The sequence below is a fragment of the Hymenobacter setariae genome (assembly GCF_007713685.1).
Classification (GTDB): Bacteria; Bacteroidota; Bacteroidia; order Cytophagales; family Hymenobacteraceae; genus Hymenobacter; species Hymenobacter setariae.
This window is the reverse complement of sequence record NZ_VMRJ01000001.1, coordinates 946,168-964,809: the sequence shown is the minus strand read 5'-3', so window position 1 is coordinate 964,809 and position 18,642 is coordinate 946,168. Positions and strand designations below refer to the sequence as shown.

The window sequence follows — 18,642 nt, the reverse complement described above, 5'->3', positions numbered from 1 at the left end:
GTAGGGGAAGGGTATGCCTGAGCCGCCTTGAGGTGGGCTGAGGCTGCTTGTTTACCCTAGGCTGCTGGGCTCACAATTAAGCCCGCCCAGGTGCCGTCGCTGACTTGCTCCTTAGCTAAGTGAGCCCCCATTTACTGAGAGTTATCTCGGTAGATGGGGGCTCACTTAGCTTACTCCCGGCATGGTTTGCAAAGTGGGACCGAGGCTATTTCTCCTGCCCAGGAGTGGGCGGCAGGGCGGGTCTTCCGCTGAGGGCTAAAAGCTGGCCTCTTCCTGTGATTTTTATTAAATGTCAGAAAAACAATTATATAACAGTGGCTGCTTAATCGCTGTTATCAAAAATGACCCGGTTTTTATACCTGAAAATACCGGGTTAAGTCAAAAACGGCCCAATAGTTTTGCAGTGTTCCGAAAGAGCAATTCATGCCATTAGCCTTGATACAATCATGAGCCGCGCAATGACCTAGGGCGGGTAAGACGCCACCGGTTTCTAGGTCGAGTTTACGCTGGCAGAGTCACCAGCCACCTGCTTTCTTACTACTGCTGATTATCGACTAGGGCGACCAATTGCGCTGGTCTTAGCCGGTGCGCGTCTGCCGCTCTGCGGCTGAGCAGCCGACACGCCGCGGTCGCATCAGCCCCCAACACTTCTTTCCAAAAATGCTCGCTGCTTCGCAGCCCGGCGGAGCCGTGCGCGGCTACAGCGTGCGACGAGCTACCTGCTACTGTTTCTCCCACCCAACCTCCTACTTCATGAAGAAGACGATACGCCAAAAAGTACCGGGCCTGTATTTCTCATTGTCTTTTGCCCTGCTGCCCGGCGTGGCAGCGGCGGCTGCCCCACCTAGGGCGGCCATCTACCAGGCGGTGCCCGTGAGCGGCCAGGTAGTAGACCAAAAGGGCGAGCCGCTGCCGGGCGTGAGCGTGCGGGTCAAAAACCAATCTGTCGGTACAGTGACGGACGGCGCGGGCAAATACTCGCTGAGTTTGCCAGAGGGCAGCACCACGCTGGTCTTTTCCTTCGTGGGGTTTGTCAGCCAAGAGGTGGAAGCCAAGAATGGCGGCAAAGTGGACATTAAGCTCAACGAGCAGGCCAACTCGCTGGACGAGGTAGTTGTAGTGGGCTTTGGCACTCAGAAGAAAACCTCGACCACGGCCGCCGTGTCCACGCTGCCCGCCGCCGATGTGGCGCAGAAGCCCGTGGTGAACCTGACCAACTCGCTGGCGGGGCGCGTGGCGGGCGTCATCTCGACGCAGGGTGGGGGCGAGCCGGGGTTCGATGGGGCCAACATTCAGATTCGCGGCGTGGGCACGACCGGCGGCACCCAGCCGCTGTACATCGTGGACAACGTGCCGCGCGACTTTAGCCGGCTCGACCCGAATACTATTGAAACTATTACGGTGCTCAAAGACGCCGCCGCCGTAGCCCCCTACGGCGTGGCCGGCGCTAATGGCGTGGTGCTCATCACCACCAAGCGGGGCCGCAAAGGGCCGCCGCAGCTCTCTTACAATGGCTACGTGGGCATTCAGAACCCGACGCGGCTGCCTAGGTTCGTCAACTCCTACCAGTACGCGCTGATGCGCAACGCCACGGTAGCCAACGACTTCCCCAACGACCCCAACCGCACGCTGCCGTACTCGCCCGATGACTTGCAGAAGTTCCAGGACCATTCGGACCCCGACGGGCACCCCGACGGCGAGCCGCTGCGTGACGTTATCAAGAAAAACCGCATCCTCACTTACCACAACCTGTCGCTGGCAGGCGGCGGCGACAAGGTGCAGTACTTCACGTCGCTGGGCTACACCCACCAGCAGGGCATGTGGGACCCCACTTACCTCGATAAGTACAACGCCTCGCTGAGCGTGACGGCCGAGGCCACCAGCACCACCCGCGTGGGCTTGTCGCTGAATGGCTGGGTGGAGATGCAGCATTTTCCCACGTTTGGGGCCGGATCCATCCTGCGGCAGGCGCAGCGCCAAGCCCCCACTACCCCCGTGCGCTACAGCAACGGGCTGCCCTCGGGCTACATCGCCGAGTCGCTAATTGGCGAGATTTACGGCAGCGGCACCCAGGTAAATCAAAACCCCACGTTGCAGGCCCAGTTCCTGATTGAGCAGCAGCTGCCTTTTATCAAAGGTCTCAGTATTAAGGGCACTGCCAGCTTTGACCCCAGTAGCTCGTTTCAGCGCATCTACAGGACCCCCATCACGTTCTACAACGTCGATACCAGCACTACCCCCTACACCTATAAGCAGGGCACGCAGGGCAATACCAAACCCTCGTTTACGGAGTACTACGCGCAGGACTGGGCCTTCACCTACCAGGGCTACCTGAACTACGCCAACACCTTCGGCAAGAGTGAGGTAACGGGCCTGGCGGTGGTGGAGTCGCGCAATCTGACGCACCAGCAGTTTCAGGCTTCCCGCGTCAACTACAACACGTCGATTGACGAGCTGGATTTTGGCGGTCCAGGCGCATCCGACGCTACCAACGGGGGCAGCTCCTACAAGAGAAAGCAACTAGGTCTCATCTACCGCGCCACCTACGCCTACGCCGGCAAGTATCTCTTTGAGGCCTCGGGCCGCTACGACGGCAGCTACGTGTTTGCGCCCGGCCGGCGCTTCGGCTTCTTCCCGGCATTCTCAGCCGGCTGGCGGATAAGCGAGGAAAGCTTCCTGAAAAACCGCTACACCTGGCTCGACAACTTGAAGCTGCGCGGGTCGTGGGGGCAGTCGGGGGCATTTCCGTACATCAATGGCAACATCGCTGATTTTCAGTACCTCAGCCCGTACACTCCCTATAGCCCGGCCGGCGTGATAGGCGGCACCGCAGTGCAAGGCCTGTACGAGGCGCGCCAGGGTAATCCCGACATTACCTGGGAGCGAGCCAACAAAACAGACATCGGCCTCGAAACCTCGCTGTGGAAAGGGCTGCTGAACCTGGAAGTAGATTTCTTTTACGAGAAGCGCGCCAACGTGCTGACCACCCGCGCCAGTGTGCTGCCCGGCGAGTATGGCGTGGGGGTAGGGTTGGTGAATGCGGGTGTTATCACTAACCGCGGCCTCGACCTGACGGTACGCAGCTCGCGCCATTTCGGCAAGAACTGGAACCTAGACGTGACGGGCACCTTCACCTACGCCCGCAACACCCAGGTAAACATCTTTGAAACCAGTGCCACCTACGACAACCCCAACCGCCGCATTGCCGGCCGGCCCATCGGCACGCAGTTTGGCTACGAGGCTCTAGGTTACTTCAGCACCAGCGACTTCACCGCCGATGGCACCACCCTCAAGGCCGGTATCCCGGTGCCCACCTTCGGCCCGGTGCGGGCCGGCGACATCCAGTATGCCGACCTGAATGGCGACGGCAAGATTGACGTGAACGACCAGACGGTCATTGGCAAATCGCAGACGCCCCAAATTATTTACGGCCTGGCGCCGCGCCTGAGCTTCAAAAACTTTGACCTGGATTTTCTAGTGCAGGGTACGGCCCGTAGCAACATCTACCTGAATGGCTACCACGTGCGGCCTTTCGACGAGTCGAGCTCGGCTACTACCTTGGCCTTCGAGGAGTACTGGACGCCCGAGCGCACCAACACGCTCTACCCTCGCCTGACTGGCACCCCCACGGCCAACAATACCCAGTCATCCTCTTGGTGGATACGCAATAACGCCTTCGTGCGCCTCAAGAGTGCGGAGGTCGGCTACACCTTCGACAGCGCGCTGCTGCACAACGCCCTCAAGTCGGTGCGCCTCTTCGTGTCGGGGCAGAACCTGCTGACCTGGACGCCCTACATCCGGGAAACTATTGACCCAGATAATAGCAGCAACAACCAGAACTACTTCCAGCAGCAGGTATTCTCGGTCGGCCTGAATGCGAACTTTTAACCTATCCTGTTTTATGCCAACTCCCACCCTCCTTCGGCGCGCCCCCGCCCTGCTGCTTGGGGCCGCCTTGCTGCTGAACGGCTGCAAAAACGACGATTTCCTGAACGTAGAATCCAAGAGCGCGGTAACCGAAGTCAGCGCCTACAGCAACGAAACCAACGCCGACCTTATCGTAAACGACATTTATAACAATATCCCCAGCTCTAGCAACGACCCCACCCAGACCCTGGAGCAGTATGCCGACAACAGCTTCTGCGGGGCAGGCTGGGAAACGGGGCAATCAGTGGTGCGCGCCGGGGCCATTTCGCCGGCCAACGTGCCCAACGGCCCCAGCAGCATGTGGCGTTGGGAAGACAACTACAGCAGAATCAGGAAGTGCAACTTGTTTTTGCAAAACGTCGAGAAGTACTCGACCAACTTCTCGGCTAGCTGGAAAACGCAGCGCGTAGGAGAAGTGAAATTTCTGCGGGCGCTCTACTACACGTACCTGTTTACCAGCTACGGCGGCGTGGCGCTCATCGACAAGCCCCTCGACGCTACCACTGACCCCGACGGCTTGTTTGTGGCGCGCAGCACCATCGACCAGACGCTGGCTTTCATCGTGGCCGACTGCGATGCCGCGGCCGCTAGCCTGCCCACAACGGCCGCCCGCAAGGGCGACGGCCGCGCCACTAAGGGAGCGGCGCTGGCCCTGAAAGGCTGGGCGCAGCTGTTTGCCGCCAGCCCGCTCGCCAATACCAGCAACGACGTGGCCAAGTGGGCCGCCGCCGCCGCCACCAACAAGCAGGTGCTGGACTTGAATGTCTACTCGCTGTTCCCGGACCTAGGGACTTTCTTTTTGCAGGAGAATAATGACAACCAAGAGGTTATCTTCAACAAGGAGTACATTGCCGTAACGGCGGGCCATTCGAAGGAGGGTACCTACGGGCCGGTAAACGTGAACGGGGTAACGCAGGGCTGGGGCAACTACCAGCCTACCCAGAGCTTGGTCGATGACTACTTGATGAGCAACGGCTTGCCTATCACTGACCCGGCCTCCGGCTACGACCCGCAGAACCCATATGCGAACCGCGAAAAGCGCTTCTACCAGTCCATCCTTTACGATGGCGCGCCGTGGCAAAGCGACATTCTCACGATGCGCATCGGGGGCAACAACCAGATTGACTTGAACTCAACCAGCGACATCAGCAATACGGGCTACTATGGCCGCAAGACCCTAGACGAGCGCATTCCGGCTCAAACCAGCCGCGCGCTAAACGCTAGCGGCGCGAACTACGTCATTTTCCGCCTTGGGGAGGTGCTGCTCAGCTACGCCGAGGCGCAAAACGAAGCGGTCGGCCCCGGCGCCGGCGTGTACAGCGCCCTCAACCAGCTGCGGAAGCGCGCTGGCCTGCCCGACCTTGCGGCGGGCATGAGCCAGAGCCAGCTACGCGACTACATCCGCCGGGAGCGGCGCATAGAACTGGCCTTTGAGGACAAGCGCTGGTTTGACATCCGGCGCTGGAAAATCACGGCCGGCTCCACCGGCGTCTTGAACACGCCCTCGATGGGGATGCTCATTACCCCCGACAAGGCTACCGGTAAGCTCACTTACGCTAAGGTGAAGGTGTTTGAAAATCGCTTCTTCGATTTCCAGAACTGGATGCCTATTCCGCAGGAGGATATTGCGAAGAATACCAAACTAGTGCAAAACGCTGGGTATTAGAGTAGATTCGAGGCCGGCGGCCCGAAAGGGTAGGGGGCGGGCCTAGGGTGGGACTACCGCAAGCTTTTGCATTGCAGCTTGCACTTAGGTAGAAGCCCGCCCTAGGTCCGTCCCGACTCAGAAAAATCAATCAGATAAGATGTCTTCTTCAACGCGTAGCGTGACCTCTATGATAGTTAATAAGCTTACGTCTAAGTTATTGCTAGTGGCCTCGCTGCTTCTCAGCGCCGAGCTTGGCTGGAGCCAGCAAGCCCTCGACGCCCAATTTCTAGCCAAGACGGATACGGCCGCGGTGCCGAAGGAAATTGAAAACCCCGAGTGCCTAGGTATCAACAAAGAGGCTAGCCACGCGACGCTCATGCCCTACGGCTCGCTGCCAGAAGCCCTGAAAGCGAACCGCCACGCGTCGTCCTTTAGCCGGAGCCTTAACGGGCAATGGAAATTTAAGTGGGTGGACTGGCCCCAAAAACGCCCGGTGAATTTTTACAAGCCTTCGTATGATGTGTCGGGCTGGAAGGACATCAAAGTGCCGTCCAACTTTCAGGTGCTAGGCTACGGCACGCCGAACTACAGCAACTACACCTACATTTTCAAAAACGACTTTCCTAGGGTAATGGGTACGCCCTCGGAGAAGTACACCAATTTTAAGGAGCGCAACCCGGTCGGCAGCTACCGCCGCGACTTTACCGTTCCGGCCGCTTGGCAGGCCCGCCGCACCTTCATCACCTTCGATGGCGTAGATGCCGGCTTTTTCATCTGGGTGAATGGCCGTAAGGTGGGCTACAGCGTGAATAGCCGCAACGCTGCCGAGTTTGACCTTACTAAGTACGTGCAGCCCGGCCGCAACACGCTAGCCGTGGAGGTGTACCGCTTTACGAGTGGTAGCTACCTCGAAAACCAGGATATGTGGCGCCTGAGCGGCATTTTTCGCAACGTCACACTCTGGAGCGCCCCCCAAGAGCACATCCGCGACTACTTCCTCAAAACCGACCTAGACCAGCAGTTCCGCGATGCCGACGTGCTGGTAACGGCTAAGGTGAAAAACTACGGCACCGCCGCCGTGCCAGCCCGCACTCTGAAAGCCACGCTTTACGACGGCACCGCAGCAGTAGCTGGGGCCGTGGGCAGCCAGCCCGTGCCCGCTCTGAAACCAGGACAGGAGACGACCGTAATGCTACGCTTTCACGTGCGCAATCCGCAGAAGTGGACGGCTGAAACCCCTAGGCTCTATACCACTGTACTAACGCTGCAAGCGGGCGCCTCGACTGTAGAAACGCTTTCGTCGCGCACCGGCTTCCGCGAGTTGGCCCTCAAGGGGCGCCTGTTCACGGTCAATGGCGTGCCAATCAAGCTGAAGGGCGTGAACCGGCACGAGAACTGGCCCGACGATGGCCACGCCGTAACGGAGGCCCAGATGATTCGGGACCTCGTGCTCATCAAGCAAGCCAACTGCAACCACGTGCGCACCTGCCACTACTCCGACGACCCGCGCTGGTACGAGCTCTGCGACGAATACGGCATCTACCTAGTGGCCGAAGCCAACGTGGAGTGCCACGAGCGCCAGAACCAGTTCAACGAGGAGCCCACATTTAAGGCGGCCATCATCGACCGCAACGTGGCGAACGTGGAGAATTTCAAGAACCATCCGTCGGTGGTTACCTGGTCGCTGGGCAATGAAAACGGCAGCGGCGGCACCAACTTTCGGGCGGCCCTGAGCGCCGTGAAGGCCATCGACCCCGGCCGGCCCACGCACTACGAAGGCTTTGGTATTGCGGAGAAAAACCCGGCTGACATCGACAGCCACATGTACACAGGCATAGCGGAAGTCGAAAAAATTGCAAACGACAACACGCTCACTAAGCCCTTTTACTTGTGCGAGTATGCCCACGCCATGTTCAACTCAATGGGCTCGGTGGACCTTTACAATGAGCTGTTTGACAAGTACCCGCAACTCTTAGGTGGTGCCATTTGGGAGTGGCAAGACCAAGGTGTCTACAACAACCGCGACCCCAAGCACCCGATTACGGCCTTCGGCGGCGGCTTTGGCGAGTACCCTAACGACCACTACTTCATCCACAAAGGCGTCGTGTTTTCAAACCGCGCGCCCAAACCTCATTACCCCGAGCTGAAGCATGCCTATCAGTGGATTACCATCCGCCCGAAGGACGCGAAAAAGGGCGTGGTGACCATTAAAAACCGTTACCAATTCTTGAACCTGACTGACCTAACGGCTAAGTGGGAGCTGAGCGAAGACGGCACCACGGTAGCCACCGGGGCGCTGGCTGTGGGACCCATTGCACCGGGCAAGGAAAAGGACCTCACCATTCCTTACCACGTGCAGGCCAAGCCCGGTGCCGAATATTTCTTGCGGGTGTCGTTTGCCCTGGCTGCCAGCCAGCGGTGGGCCCCAAAAGGCTACGAGGTAGCCGCGCAGCAATTTGCACTGCCGGTGGCGGTGCCGCCTACCCCCGTGCCGACCCCCACCGGCAGCCTGGCCCTCACCGACTCGAAAGACAACATCAAGGTCATCGGTTCAGATTTCACTTGTGACTTCAGCAAGGCCAAGGGAACATTTGTGCAGCTCGACAAGGGCGGCGAGCACCTGCTCCAGGAAGGCGGCGGCCCGATGCTGCACCTGTGGCGTGCCCCGCACCAAATAGATGACATGTGGGCCTACGAGGGCTGGGAGAAGAACGGCCTGAAAAACCTCACCTGGACCACTGACAACGTGAGCAGCCGGCAGCTGGCGCCCGGCACGGTAGAAATCAAGGCCACGCTGACGGGCACCGGCAAGCAAAACTTCGTGGTGCACCACCAGGTCGTGTACACCATCACTGCGGACGGCCTCCTGAACGTGGCCAACCAGGTGACCTTTAGCGACCCCAACCTAGTGCTGGCCCGCATTGGCGTGCGCATGCAGCTCGCCAAAGACTTTGACCAATTTGACTACCTAGGCCGGGGGCCGATGGAAAATTACGCCGACCGCAAGAGTGGCTTCGACGTGGGACACTACGCCAGCAGCGTCAGCCAGCAGCTCACACCCTACGAGAAGCCCATGGAGTGCGGCAACCACGAAGACGTGCGCTGGGCCCACCTAACTTCTGCCAAAGGGATAGGATTAACTGTGCGCGCCGATACCACCTTGCTACAAGTATCGGCTCTGCCTTACACCGACGAAGAGATGGACCCGGTGGAGTATAAGATAGACCTACCCGCCAGCAAGGGCACCGTCCTCTGCCTCAGCCATAAAACCCTAGGGGTAGGCTCCAATGGCTGCGGCCCCCGGCCCTTAGAGCCCTATAAGGTGTACGCCAAGCCAACGGCCTTTAGCTACCAGATTCAGCTTTCTAAGAAAGCGCCGGCCGCCACCCGCGGCAGCGTGGGCGCCCTCTTAAAAAATTAACCTAGGTCTCTTGTACTCTTCTACGAGTTCTGCGCGTGCCATTGAGCCAGCCTATTTACGGCTTTTCACGCATCCCTTTATTACCTATAAATTCCTCATAGAAACTGAGGGTTAATAGGTCGCAATGAGATGAGCTATAAGAAAGTACTAACGCTGTCGTTCACTGCGCTTTGCTAAGCTGTATAAGGGGCGGCCTTAGCTCTTTTAGGACTATAAAAAATTGCACCTAGCATCGAGATGCTAGGTGCAATTTTTTATAGTAAAGCTTTGATAGTTATAGCATTGCAAAAGTAGCTTAGCTGTGAAAACGCCGACGCAACCTGGGTGGCTTCGTTCGACATTATTGCACGCGTTACCGCGTCCGATTATTTATCATTATAGATTCCGTCCTTAAGTGATTAAAGCAAGCGAGAGTTTTAGTTGAGCTTTTATACTGATAACAAATCAGAAAACGTATTATTGGGCTGATAAATAGTTTGTTATAGATAATTTGATTTGCTACAAAGTGTTCCTTAAATGATTTGTCAACCTACATCCAACGTGCTAAGAGATAGTTGTATTTAAGAATAACTTGCTGATTAACTGAATATTATCTATAATAGTTTGTAAAAGTGCAATTTAGTTTGCATTTACATAATTGGTGAATATACCTTTGCAGCACGTGTCATAAGCTTTGGTATTGTATTATTATGTTCAATACAGAGCTTTATTACGATTTATATTATAATTAACTATAAATTAACATTGATGGAATATAATACATATAAAACTTATTTAATTTTATCTATTACAGAAATTGTGCAATTTTATTAATCCTATAGTTCATTGTCTGACATACTTATAAAGTATTTATATAGATGCTTTAAAGTAAGTTGTGTTAGTTACCGCTTGTGCAATTTCTTAATTGGAAAGAATACATGCTTATAAGTGAAAAAGCAAATTAGCAGCTTTTTTCTTAGACAAAAATTAAGTGATATACTGTAATAGTATAGTGAGGAAATGAGCATTTAATATAGCCCAGTTTAAAAGTAGATTCAACAAAGTATTTTATTTCTTCCAAAGACGCTCAATACTTATTATTTATTAACTCCTAATACTTTATGGAAGCATCTAAGTGGCGTCGATTAGCCAATTTCGCTATTGATAGTGGCTGTGTATTATTTCTATTTCTTGCAGTATTGCGTGTGCTACCTGCTGGGCTTATTGCCGTTAACAATTATCGCTTTATAATATTAGGTGTCATGTTTAGCTATTACATTTTAGCTGAGCTACTTTTTAAACGCACCTTGGGCAAGCTTTTTACAAGCACACATATTGTTACGACAAGTGACGATACCCCTACTCAAAGCAAGCTGCTACTCCGCACTGTATTGCGCTTTCTTCCCTTAGAACCGTTGAGTTTAGTATTCAGTCGTCGAGCCCTAGCCTGGCACGACCGGTTTTCCGGTACTAAAGTCGTTTACTTGAATTTCTAATAACAAATAATATAATCGGTATTCGTCTGCGCCTATTACTTTTTTCACCAACCGTTTCTTTTTATATCTCATGTCAAAACTTCGACAAATCATCACCCTTGGGTTAGTAGCTACCTCGCTTATCTCGATGAGCAGCTGCGCTACTGTCTTTGGTGGCCCCGTTAGTACGTACCAAAAAACAAAGCCTGCTCCAGGCCAACCGCAGCGTGATGTGCGCGTGGGGGCTCTTGTGGCAGATATTCTTCTGTTTTGGCCTGGCACTATCGTAGATTTTGCTACTGGAGCTATCTATAAACCGCAGGGTAAATAGGGCTTACAACCTACCAATAAAAAAAGCCGTGACTTGCTACTTAGTTGAGCGTCACGGTTTTTTTATGTCTTTTAAAATTGATTTTTTCCATCATTTTCTTGACCATCTTATTACCCATTTTTTACTTTTCTCATGTACAGATTTCGTCAATTGATTGCGTGCGGTCTCATTGCTAGCTCGCTTTCTAGCTGCGCCACTGTTTTTGGTGGGCAAATAACTGATTATCAAAAAACGAGGCCATTGCCAGGGCAGCCACAACGAGAAGTGCGTGTTGGAGCTCTAATCGCAGATATTCTATTAGTAGGATTGCTTGGGGTCGGAGTTGATTTTGCCACGGGAGCTATCTATCGGCCACATCCTACTAATCAGTCTGTTGCTGCGAGCGAAAGTACACCCTCTTCTACTATAAAGTAAGCGTTTGTTATTTGATAAACAGTTCTTTAATATAGTCTAATTGAGGTAAATAATAAGCGAGAGCTATAGTCTAGCTTACTTCGAAAGTAAATGAAACATCTATTCTGCTTCATTTTCAGTCTACTACTGCTGGCAAGCTGTAGCAAAGACAAAACAGATGACCCTGTGCCTAAAATACCAGCCGAGGCTATTGCGGGGCTTTATACTATGACAGCCATTACCTCTAATGGCACAACGATAGCTCTCCCCTTCGCTGCCAATGGCGTTGCTATATCGGGGACCATCAACGTGTCAGTAGTTACTGGCAAGCAGGACGAGACGAACATGACCGTTACGCTCAAGGTCACGGGAATGTCGGATACGAGTGACAGTGGCCTTGTGCAGGTCAAGGCCGCCAGCACAGGTTACGAATTATTTGAGAATGGGCAGAAATTAGGCACTGTTGTGGGCAATACGCTCACCATCACGGACGGAAGCGACGTCATTGTCGCCAAAAAGTAACCGCGAGATGGCCGCTAGCCCGTTGCCCCGGTAGTTAGACTAGCGATGTCTAGCCGCTGAATTTTTGAGTATGACTAGGCGACGGTAGATACGCAGGGAATAAGCGTAGTGCCTGCGCAACTGACGCATTGGAGCGATGGCCAGATGTCCTACGCCCACACTTCTTTAAAAAGAAAAGTCTCGACCACTGGTCGGGACTTTTCTTTTTAAGTTGATTCCATTGCTGTGAGCCATATGATAAAGAATCTTAGACGATTCTTTTAAACCCTCCAGGTTAGATACAAACTCTAGGTGCGCAGTTTGACATGAATAACGCCGCCTGTCTTACTCTGAACAACGGCGGCGTGCGTGTGAGCTAGCTGGTGACCTTCACCAACAGCAACCTGACCATTCGAAGTGATGCACTAATCTATAGGCTGCTTGCGCTACCCGAGTTTTAACCTAGGCGCTTACTGCGGGTGGGTCTGCTCCCAGTCCAACCGCCAATCAAGATGCTATTCCTATCGATGGCAGGGCCTCGTTACTGCTAGCCAGTGCAGTGGTAATAGGCCTAAAAATAAACTGCGCGACCGTAGGACTCGCTTACCAACCTAACTACCATAGAATAGGTAACCTTAGTGACTTGAGAACATCTTCTCTGTTTATTATTTGTCCGCAATACATATAGTCGCCTCTCCGGAAATTTTGACTGGCATTCTCAAAGGATACGTAACAATGCCGTAGCTTTGCATAATGCTTCATCCAAAAAACTTGTTAACGAAGCGCGTAATCCTGTTCAGCAAGGAGCCGCGAGTAGACCGGAAGGTCTTCGCTACCATTGGTTTTTCCGATTTTGCCTTTGGCGTTTCCGTTCTATTTTCTGAGTATTGCCCCGCTACCGTTTCGGATTCCGAAACGGTTTTTTTATGTCCATTGAGGCCGTGATATGCTGCTCGGTCTCAAACCTTAATAACTACTGTAGCTGCTGGCCGCCTCTCCCCAGCTATAGACTGCTGCCAGCGCGGCAACCACGCCACTAGCCGGTTTCCCTGCTATGGATAGTGGCAGATAAGAACCCACATTATCCGTTTTTAGCTAGACAACCCCATTTTTCCTCAACTATCGGTATGGCACGTAAAGACCTGCTCGACATCGCCTCCCTCCACCGTGAGGAAATCGAGTTTTTGCTCGACCAATCCACGTCCTTTAAAAAACTGTTCACCCACTCGGTGAAGAAAATTCCGGCCCTCGAAGGCAAGTCCGTGCTCATGCTGTTTTATGAGGCCAGCACCCGGACACACTCTTCCTTCGAAGTTGCGGCCAAACGCCTCTCGGCGGAAGTGACAAATTTCGACGTTGCCCATTCCTCCATCACCAAGGGCGAATCGGTGCGTGAGACAATCGAGACGCTCCAGGCCATGCGCACCGACTACATCGTTGTTCGCCATAGCCACTCTGGCCTGCCTGGTATGATTGCTCGCCAAACCACAGCGTCGGTCATTAATGCCGGCGACGGGGCGCACGAGCACCCCACTCAGGCCCTGCTCGACGCCTTCACCATCAAAGAGAAATTTCCCGACCCTAGGGGCAAAAAAGTCCTCATCATCGGCGATATCCTCCACTCCCGCGTGGCGCGCTCTACTAGTACTCTGCTGCAAAAGCTAGGTGTCGAGGTTGCTTACCTCGGGCCGGGCTCGCTGGTACCCAAGTATATTCCGGAAAGTATCCGCCGCTTTACCGACTATGAAGCAGCTATGGCTTGGACGCCCGATGTGGTGTATCTGCTCCGCGTGCAGATGGAGCGCCAAGATGTGCAGTTTTTCCCTAGCGTGCGCGAATACCACCGGGTTTACGGCATCACCAATACCCGGCTGGCAGAAATCCGCGACCGCGGCCTCTACATCATGCACCCCGGCCCCGTGAACCGGGGGGTTGAGCTGTGCGACGCCGTCATGGATTATGAGCGCAGCCTTATCACCAACCAAGTCGAAAACGGCATCTCCATTCGCATGGCCGTGCTCGATTGGCTCACGCCGGGCGGAGAATTTCCAAAGCAGGAAGCTTATGCCGCGCGACCGCGTGCTGGCTCAGCGATAACGATGCCCTAGGTACCTAACTCCGCCATTTATTTATATCTCCCATAACCCTTGCGGTTTACAGTACTTATTATTTCATGCTTCTCCTTCAAAACGCCCGCATCGCTTCCGAAAATTCACCCGTGCTGCTTGAGAGCGATGTCCTAATTGTCGAAGGAAAAATTCAGGACATCGGCACCAAACTAGCTATTCCCGAGGGTGCGCGGGTCATCGATGCACGCGGCCGGGTACTTATGCCCGGCATGTTTGATGCCCACGTCCATTTCCGGGCTCCCGGCTTTGAAAACAAGGAAACCATTACCACGGGTAGCGAGGCGGCCATCAATGGCGGCGTTACCGGGGTGGTGATGATGCCCAACACGCGCCCGGCCCTTGATTCCGCTACCTCCGTGGCTACCGTGCTGGAGAATGCCATAGACCGGTCTCGTATTCCGGTGTACACCTCCGGTTGCGTCACTAAAAACCGCGAAGGCAAGGAACTGGCAGAAATCGAGGGCATGCGCGAGCTAGGGGTGAAAATGCTCACCGACGATGGCGATACTACCGGCGACCCGGCGGTGCTGCTGCGGGCCATGCAATACGCCACCGAGTTTGGGATGTTCTTTGCCAGCCACTGCGAGGTGCCGGAACTGGCCGGGCCGCGCGCCCTCAATGAAGGCGTGATGAGCTATCGCCTAGGTATCAAGGGCTCACCGGCGTGCGCCGAGGAAATCATCATCGACCGCGACATCCGGTTGGCCCGGGCGGCGGGCGCGCACGTGCACATCCAGCACGTATCGAGCAAGCTCGGTATGGAAACTATCCGCTGGTGGAAATCGCGCGGCGATGTAAAAGTGACGGCCGAAGTGGCTCCGCACCACCTACTATTCACCGATGAGCACATTGGCGACTACGACACCAACTATAAGATGAACCCGCCGCTACGCACGCAAGCCGATTGTGATGCGCTGCTCGAAGGACTCATCGAAGGCGTGTTTGACCTCATTGCAACCGACCACGCGCCGCACACGCCCTTCGAGAAAGCCCAGGACTTTATCAGCGCTCCCAACGGCATCACCGGCCTGGATACGGCTCTGGTCTCGCTCCACCACTTCTTCGTCGAGCCCGGCAAGTTTGGGTGGGACTTGGTAGTGAAGCGTTACTCGGCCGAGCCCCGGCGCCTGATGGGCCTGCCAGTACCCAGCATCGAAATCGGCCAGCCAGCCAACTGCGTTCTGTTCGATACCGAGGCGGAAACTACCTTCACACGGGACTTTATGAAATCTAAATCCCAGAACACACCCTTCATCGACCAAACGTTGAAAGGTCGGGTAGACCTAGTGCTTTTAGACTCGGAAATCTTGCTGGAACGCTAACTGCTCCTAGCGCCGAGACCTAGACTGTTTTCAGGCAGCCCCATCAACAAGGCTCACGATGAGTGCTAGGATGGTCCATTGAGAGAGAAAGGTTTGCGGATGCAACCAGCATTCCTTACCATCGATTTCGGTACTTTTCGCTTGGTTGAGCAAGCCCACCGGTGAAACTCTCTGCAAGAGGCTTCCGGTCGCAGCGCCTCAAGACCTAGGTCGGAGTTGCCTTGCTTTCAAGCGGAAACACGATAGTAGACGAATAAAGTACGAAGCCATTTTCTAAAGGCGACTTTGGAAAGTGGCTTCGTGCTTTTGCTATCGGTTGGCTGAAGCAAGTTGTTTGGTGCCCTGCCACGCAACCATAGGCGCTACCTAGGGCTCTTAGTAATCACTAGGTACCGTCCTCTTTTCATTCGCAGATGAAATACTTACCCCTCTTAGCTATTGCATTAGGCAGTACAGTATTTAGCTGCCATAAAAACGATGCTGCCCCAGCCCCGACGGTAACGGGCTCGCTGCAAGTACTGAATGGGCAAGGGCAACCCGCAACTGTATTTGCGCAGGGCCAAAACATGGTGTTGCGTTTCCAAGTGCACAACAACTCCGACCACGCCATCTTTCTGCCCAATCCCGTCTTCGACCCGGCTACCTTTCTGAGTATTTCTAATCGGGTGGGAGTGTCGTTTGGCAAACCTTACGAATATATTTTTTGCACCTACCAGGGCGGAACTCCCTTGCTCGCTGGGCAAACGTACACCTTCTCCATTCCGTGGGTCGAAGAGGCAACCTATCCGACAACGTCCCAGTTTTGCCGCCATGCTGCCACCAGCTACCTACCAGTCGGCCATTACCAGACCCACTTTGCGCCAATCTTCACGTGGACTGAGTATAGTACGCCAACAACGCCCGGCATTTCGCAGGCAAGCCCCGCGCAAGACTTTAGCTACGAGTTTGAAGTAAGGTAGGGCAACCGCTACCCGCCCTAAGCTTTTCTTTTGCCCTCGGCTATGCTCCAATAACAAAAAAACCCGCTCTACTTGCTGTAGAGCGGGTTTTTAGTAGTCCGTAGGGGAATCGAACCCCTGTTGGTAGAATGAAAATCTACTGTCCTAACCCCTAGACGAACGGACCGTTTTTGTTTTGGTGGTGCAAAGGTACGACGATTTAGTTTCAAACCAAATGTTGAGCCTGATAAAGATACCGAAGATTTAAAACGGCGCTGATTTTCAGTTGAAAAAAAACTGTGGGCGTAGTGTATTTGTTAAAGCGAGCAGGAGACACTAGGATGCATATTCGGTAAAACGACCTCAACGCGTACCTTCGCCCCACATTTCACTGGTGCCGCCAAGACGGCCCAGCCTACTTCCATTTTTCCCAATACCATGGCAAAAATTAAAGTCGCCATCAACGGCTTCGGTCGCATTGGCCGCCTCACCTTCAAGTCGCTCCTCGGGCGCGACAACGTGGAGATTGTGGCTATCAACGACCTCACGGATAATAAAACCCTGGCTCACCTGCTCAAGTACGACTCGGTGCACGGCCGCTTCGACGGCACCGTGAGCTACGACGACGATAGCCTCACCGTAAACGGCCAGCGCATTGCGGCCCTCGCCGAGCGCGACCCCAAGCTGCTACCCTGGAAAGACATGGGCGTAGATGTAGTGCTAGAGTCGACTGGCCGCTTCGTAGACGAGGCTGGCGCAGGTCAGCACATCACCGCAGGCGCTAAGAAAGTTGTGATTTCGGCTCCGGCTACCGGCAACATCCCAACCGTAGTACTAGGTGTAAACGAAGACACCCTGACCGGCGACGAGACCATCATCTCGAACGCTAGCTGCACTACCAACTGCCTGGCCCCAATGGCCAAGGTATTGAATGATGCCTTCGGTATCGAGAAGGGCTACATCACGACGGTGCACGCCTATACCTCGGACCAAAACCTGCAGGATGCACCGCACAAAGACCTGCGTCGCGCCCGCGCTGCAGCCTATAGCATCATCCCGACCAGCACCGGTGCCGCTAAGGCCGTAGGCCTAGTACTGCCCGAGCTGAAAGGCAAACTTGATGGTATCGCCATGCGCGTGCCCATTCCGGACGGTTCGACTACCGACCTGACCGTTATTCTGAAGACCGAAGCCACGAAGGAGCAAATCAACGAAGCCATCAAAAAGGCAGCTGAAGGTCCCCTGAAAGGCATCTTGGAATACAGCACCGACCCGCTGGTAAGCATCGACATCGTAGGCAATGCTCATTCGTGCATCTTCGATTCGCAGCTCACCTCGACCAATGGCACGCTGGTGAAAGTAGTAGGCTGGTACGACAACGAGTTTGGCTACTCGACCCGTACTGCTGACCTCATCCAGAAGCTAGGCGAGAAAATGAATGGTTAGTAGTTAGTTGCGAAGGATTGGTTGTTGAGGAATGACCTTAACAACTGATACAAGCTCCTACTTATTAGAAAAAGGCCTGCCTGCTAGGCGGGCCTTTTTTATTGTCTTGATTGAACAGTCGCCTGGCGGGCGACGCCAGAAGGTATGCCGCGTACTTGTTTTATTTTTAATCCGACGGCGGGCACCGGCCGCCGGGCCGAGTTTCCGGAGCTGCTAGCTCGGTATTTTGGCACTGAAAGTCGGGGAGACTACGTGCTGCGCCCCACCGAAGGCCCCGGCCATGCCACTGAGCTAGCACAAGCTGCCGCGCGGGCAGGCTGCCGAGTAGTGGTGGCCGTGGGAGGAGATGGCACTGTGAATGAGGTAGGGCAGGGGCTGCTACACCAAGAGCATACGGCCATGGGTATCGTGCCGCGCGGCTCGGGTAATGGCCTAGCCCGCCACCTCAAGGTGCCCCTAAACCTAGGGCGAGCCCTGCGCCGCTTGCGCGAGCCTGCCTTCAGCCGCATGGATGTAGGGCGGGTCAATGGTCGGCCGTTTTTTTGCACGGCCGGGCTGGGGTTCGATGCGCGCGTGAGCCAACAGTTTGCTCAGGCTGGCTCGCGGGGGCTGAGTACCTATATGCGCGTGACACTAAGTGAGTATCGAACGTTTGAATCGGTGCCCGTGGTGGTTGAAACTAACGGCGTGACCCTCGAAACCAATTGCTACGTGTTGGCCTTTGCCAACGCCTCGCAGTACGGCAACAACGCTTACATCGCGCCCGATGCCAACCTGCAAGATGGCCTGCTTGATATGTGCCTCATGGATGCGCTGCCTCCTTGGCGGGCCGTGCAGGTGGTGCTGGGCATGGCCCTAGGCACGCTGCCGCGCACCGGCGGCGCGGCTTATAGCCGCACCAGCCACACCACGGTGCGGGCTGCTACCCCTATTGGCTGCCACGCCGATGGCGACTACCTAGGCCACGGCACCGATTTTGAGTTTGATTTGCTACCCCTAGCCCTCGAAGTGGCCGTGTAGTGAGTAAACACGGCAATCCGCTGGCCGCTGCTCGTCGTAAGCTGCTGCGTACTGGCAGCTCTTAGGTAGTGCGTAAGCTATCTACCGTGTTTGGCTGTTAGGCAGGTAGTAC

10 protein-coding genes and 1 tRNA gene are annotated in these 18,642 nt (G+C 54.7%); 10 read left to right on the top strand and 1 reads right to left on the bottom strand.

Annotated features, from left to right (window positions below):
- The first annotated feature begins 753 nt into the window (after positions 1–753).
- The 8 genes from FNT36_RS04050 (at position 754) to FNT36_RS04005 (ending at position 16,085) form a co-directional block, all read left to right on the top strand.
- The gene (locus FNT36_RS04050; RefSeq protein ID WP_144844602.1) at positions 754–3,888 is read left to right on the top strand and encodes a SusC/RagA family TonB-linked outer membrane protein; all 3,135 of its coding nucleotides are present in this window, start codon (positions 754–756) and stop codon (positions 3,886–3,888) included.
- Between the two features lie 13 nt (positions 3,889–3,901).
- Complete coding sequence (locus tag FNT36_RS04045; RefSeq protein WP_233635667.1) at positions 3,902–5,593, top strand: RagB/SusD family nutrient uptake outer membrane protein; 1,692 nt, start codon at positions 3,902–3,904, stop codon at positions 5,591–5,593.
- Between the two features lie 139 nt (positions 5,594–5,732).
- Positions 5,733–8,996, top strand: coding sequence for a glycoside hydrolase family 2 TIM barrel-domain containing protein (locus FNT36_RS04040; protein ID WP_233635666.1), 3,264 nt, complete (start codon positions 5,733–5,735; stop codon positions 8,994–8,996).
- A 1,100-nt stretch (positions 8,997–10,096) separates the two neighbouring features.
- Positions 10,097–10,471 carry an RDD family protein gene (locus FNT36_RS04035; protein WP_144844598.1) on the top strand — a complete coding sequence of 125 codons (375 nt, stop codon included), beginning with the start codon at positions 10,097–10,099 and terminating at the stop codon, positions 10,469–10,471.
- An 814-nt stretch (positions 10,472–11,285) separates the two neighbouring features.
- Positions 11,286–11,696, top strand: a complete 411-nt coding sequence (locus FNT36_RS04020) for a hypothetical protein (RefSeq protein WP_144844595.1) — start codon at positions 11,286–11,288, stop codon at positions 11,694–11,696.
- 1,106 nt (positions 11,697–12,802) lie between these two features.
- Positions 12,803–13,783, top strand: coding sequence for an aspartate carbamoyltransferase catalytic subunit (locus FNT36_RS04015; protein ID WP_144844593.1), 981 nt, complete (start codon positions 12,803–12,805; stop codon positions 13,781–13,783).
- A 65-nt stretch (positions 13,784–13,848) separates the two neighbouring features.
- Positions 13,849–15,126: a dihydroorotase gene (locus FNT36_RS04010; protein WP_144844591.1), complete on the top strand. Its 1,278-nt coding sequence runs from the start codon at positions 13,849–13,851 to the stop codon at positions 15,124–15,126.
- 413 nt (positions 15,127–15,539) lie between these two features.
- Positions 15,540–16,085: a hypothetical protein gene (locus FNT36_RS04005; RefSeq protein ID WP_144844589.1), complete on the top strand. Its 546-nt coding sequence runs from the start codon at positions 15,540–15,542 to the stop codon at positions 16,083–16,085.
- Positions 16,086–16,179: 94 nt separating this feature from the next.
- On the opposite strand, the gene FNT36_RS04000 is transcribed toward FNT36_RS04005, so the two are convergent.
- Positions 16,180–16,251: transfer RNA gene (locus FNT36_RS04000), tRNA-Glu, on the bottom strand.
- A 251-nt stretch (positions 16,252–16,502) separates the two neighbouring features.
- Between FNT36_RS04000 and gap the strand changes: the two genes are divergently transcribed.
- Complete coding sequence (gap, locus tag FNT36_RS03995) at positions 16,503–17,510, top strand: type I glyceraldehyde-3-phosphate dehydrogenase (protein WP_144844587.1); 1,008 nt, start codon at positions 16,503–16,505, stop codon at positions 17,508–17,510.
- 144 nt (positions 17,511–17,654) lie between these two features.
- Positions 17,655–18,530 (top strand): diacylglycerol/lipid kinase family protein, encoded by an 876-nt coding sequence (locus FNT36_RS03990; protein ID WP_144844585.1) that lies wholly within the window; start codon positions 17,655–17,657, stop codon positions 18,528–18,530.
- Positions 18,531–18,642 lie beyond the last annotated feature (112 nt).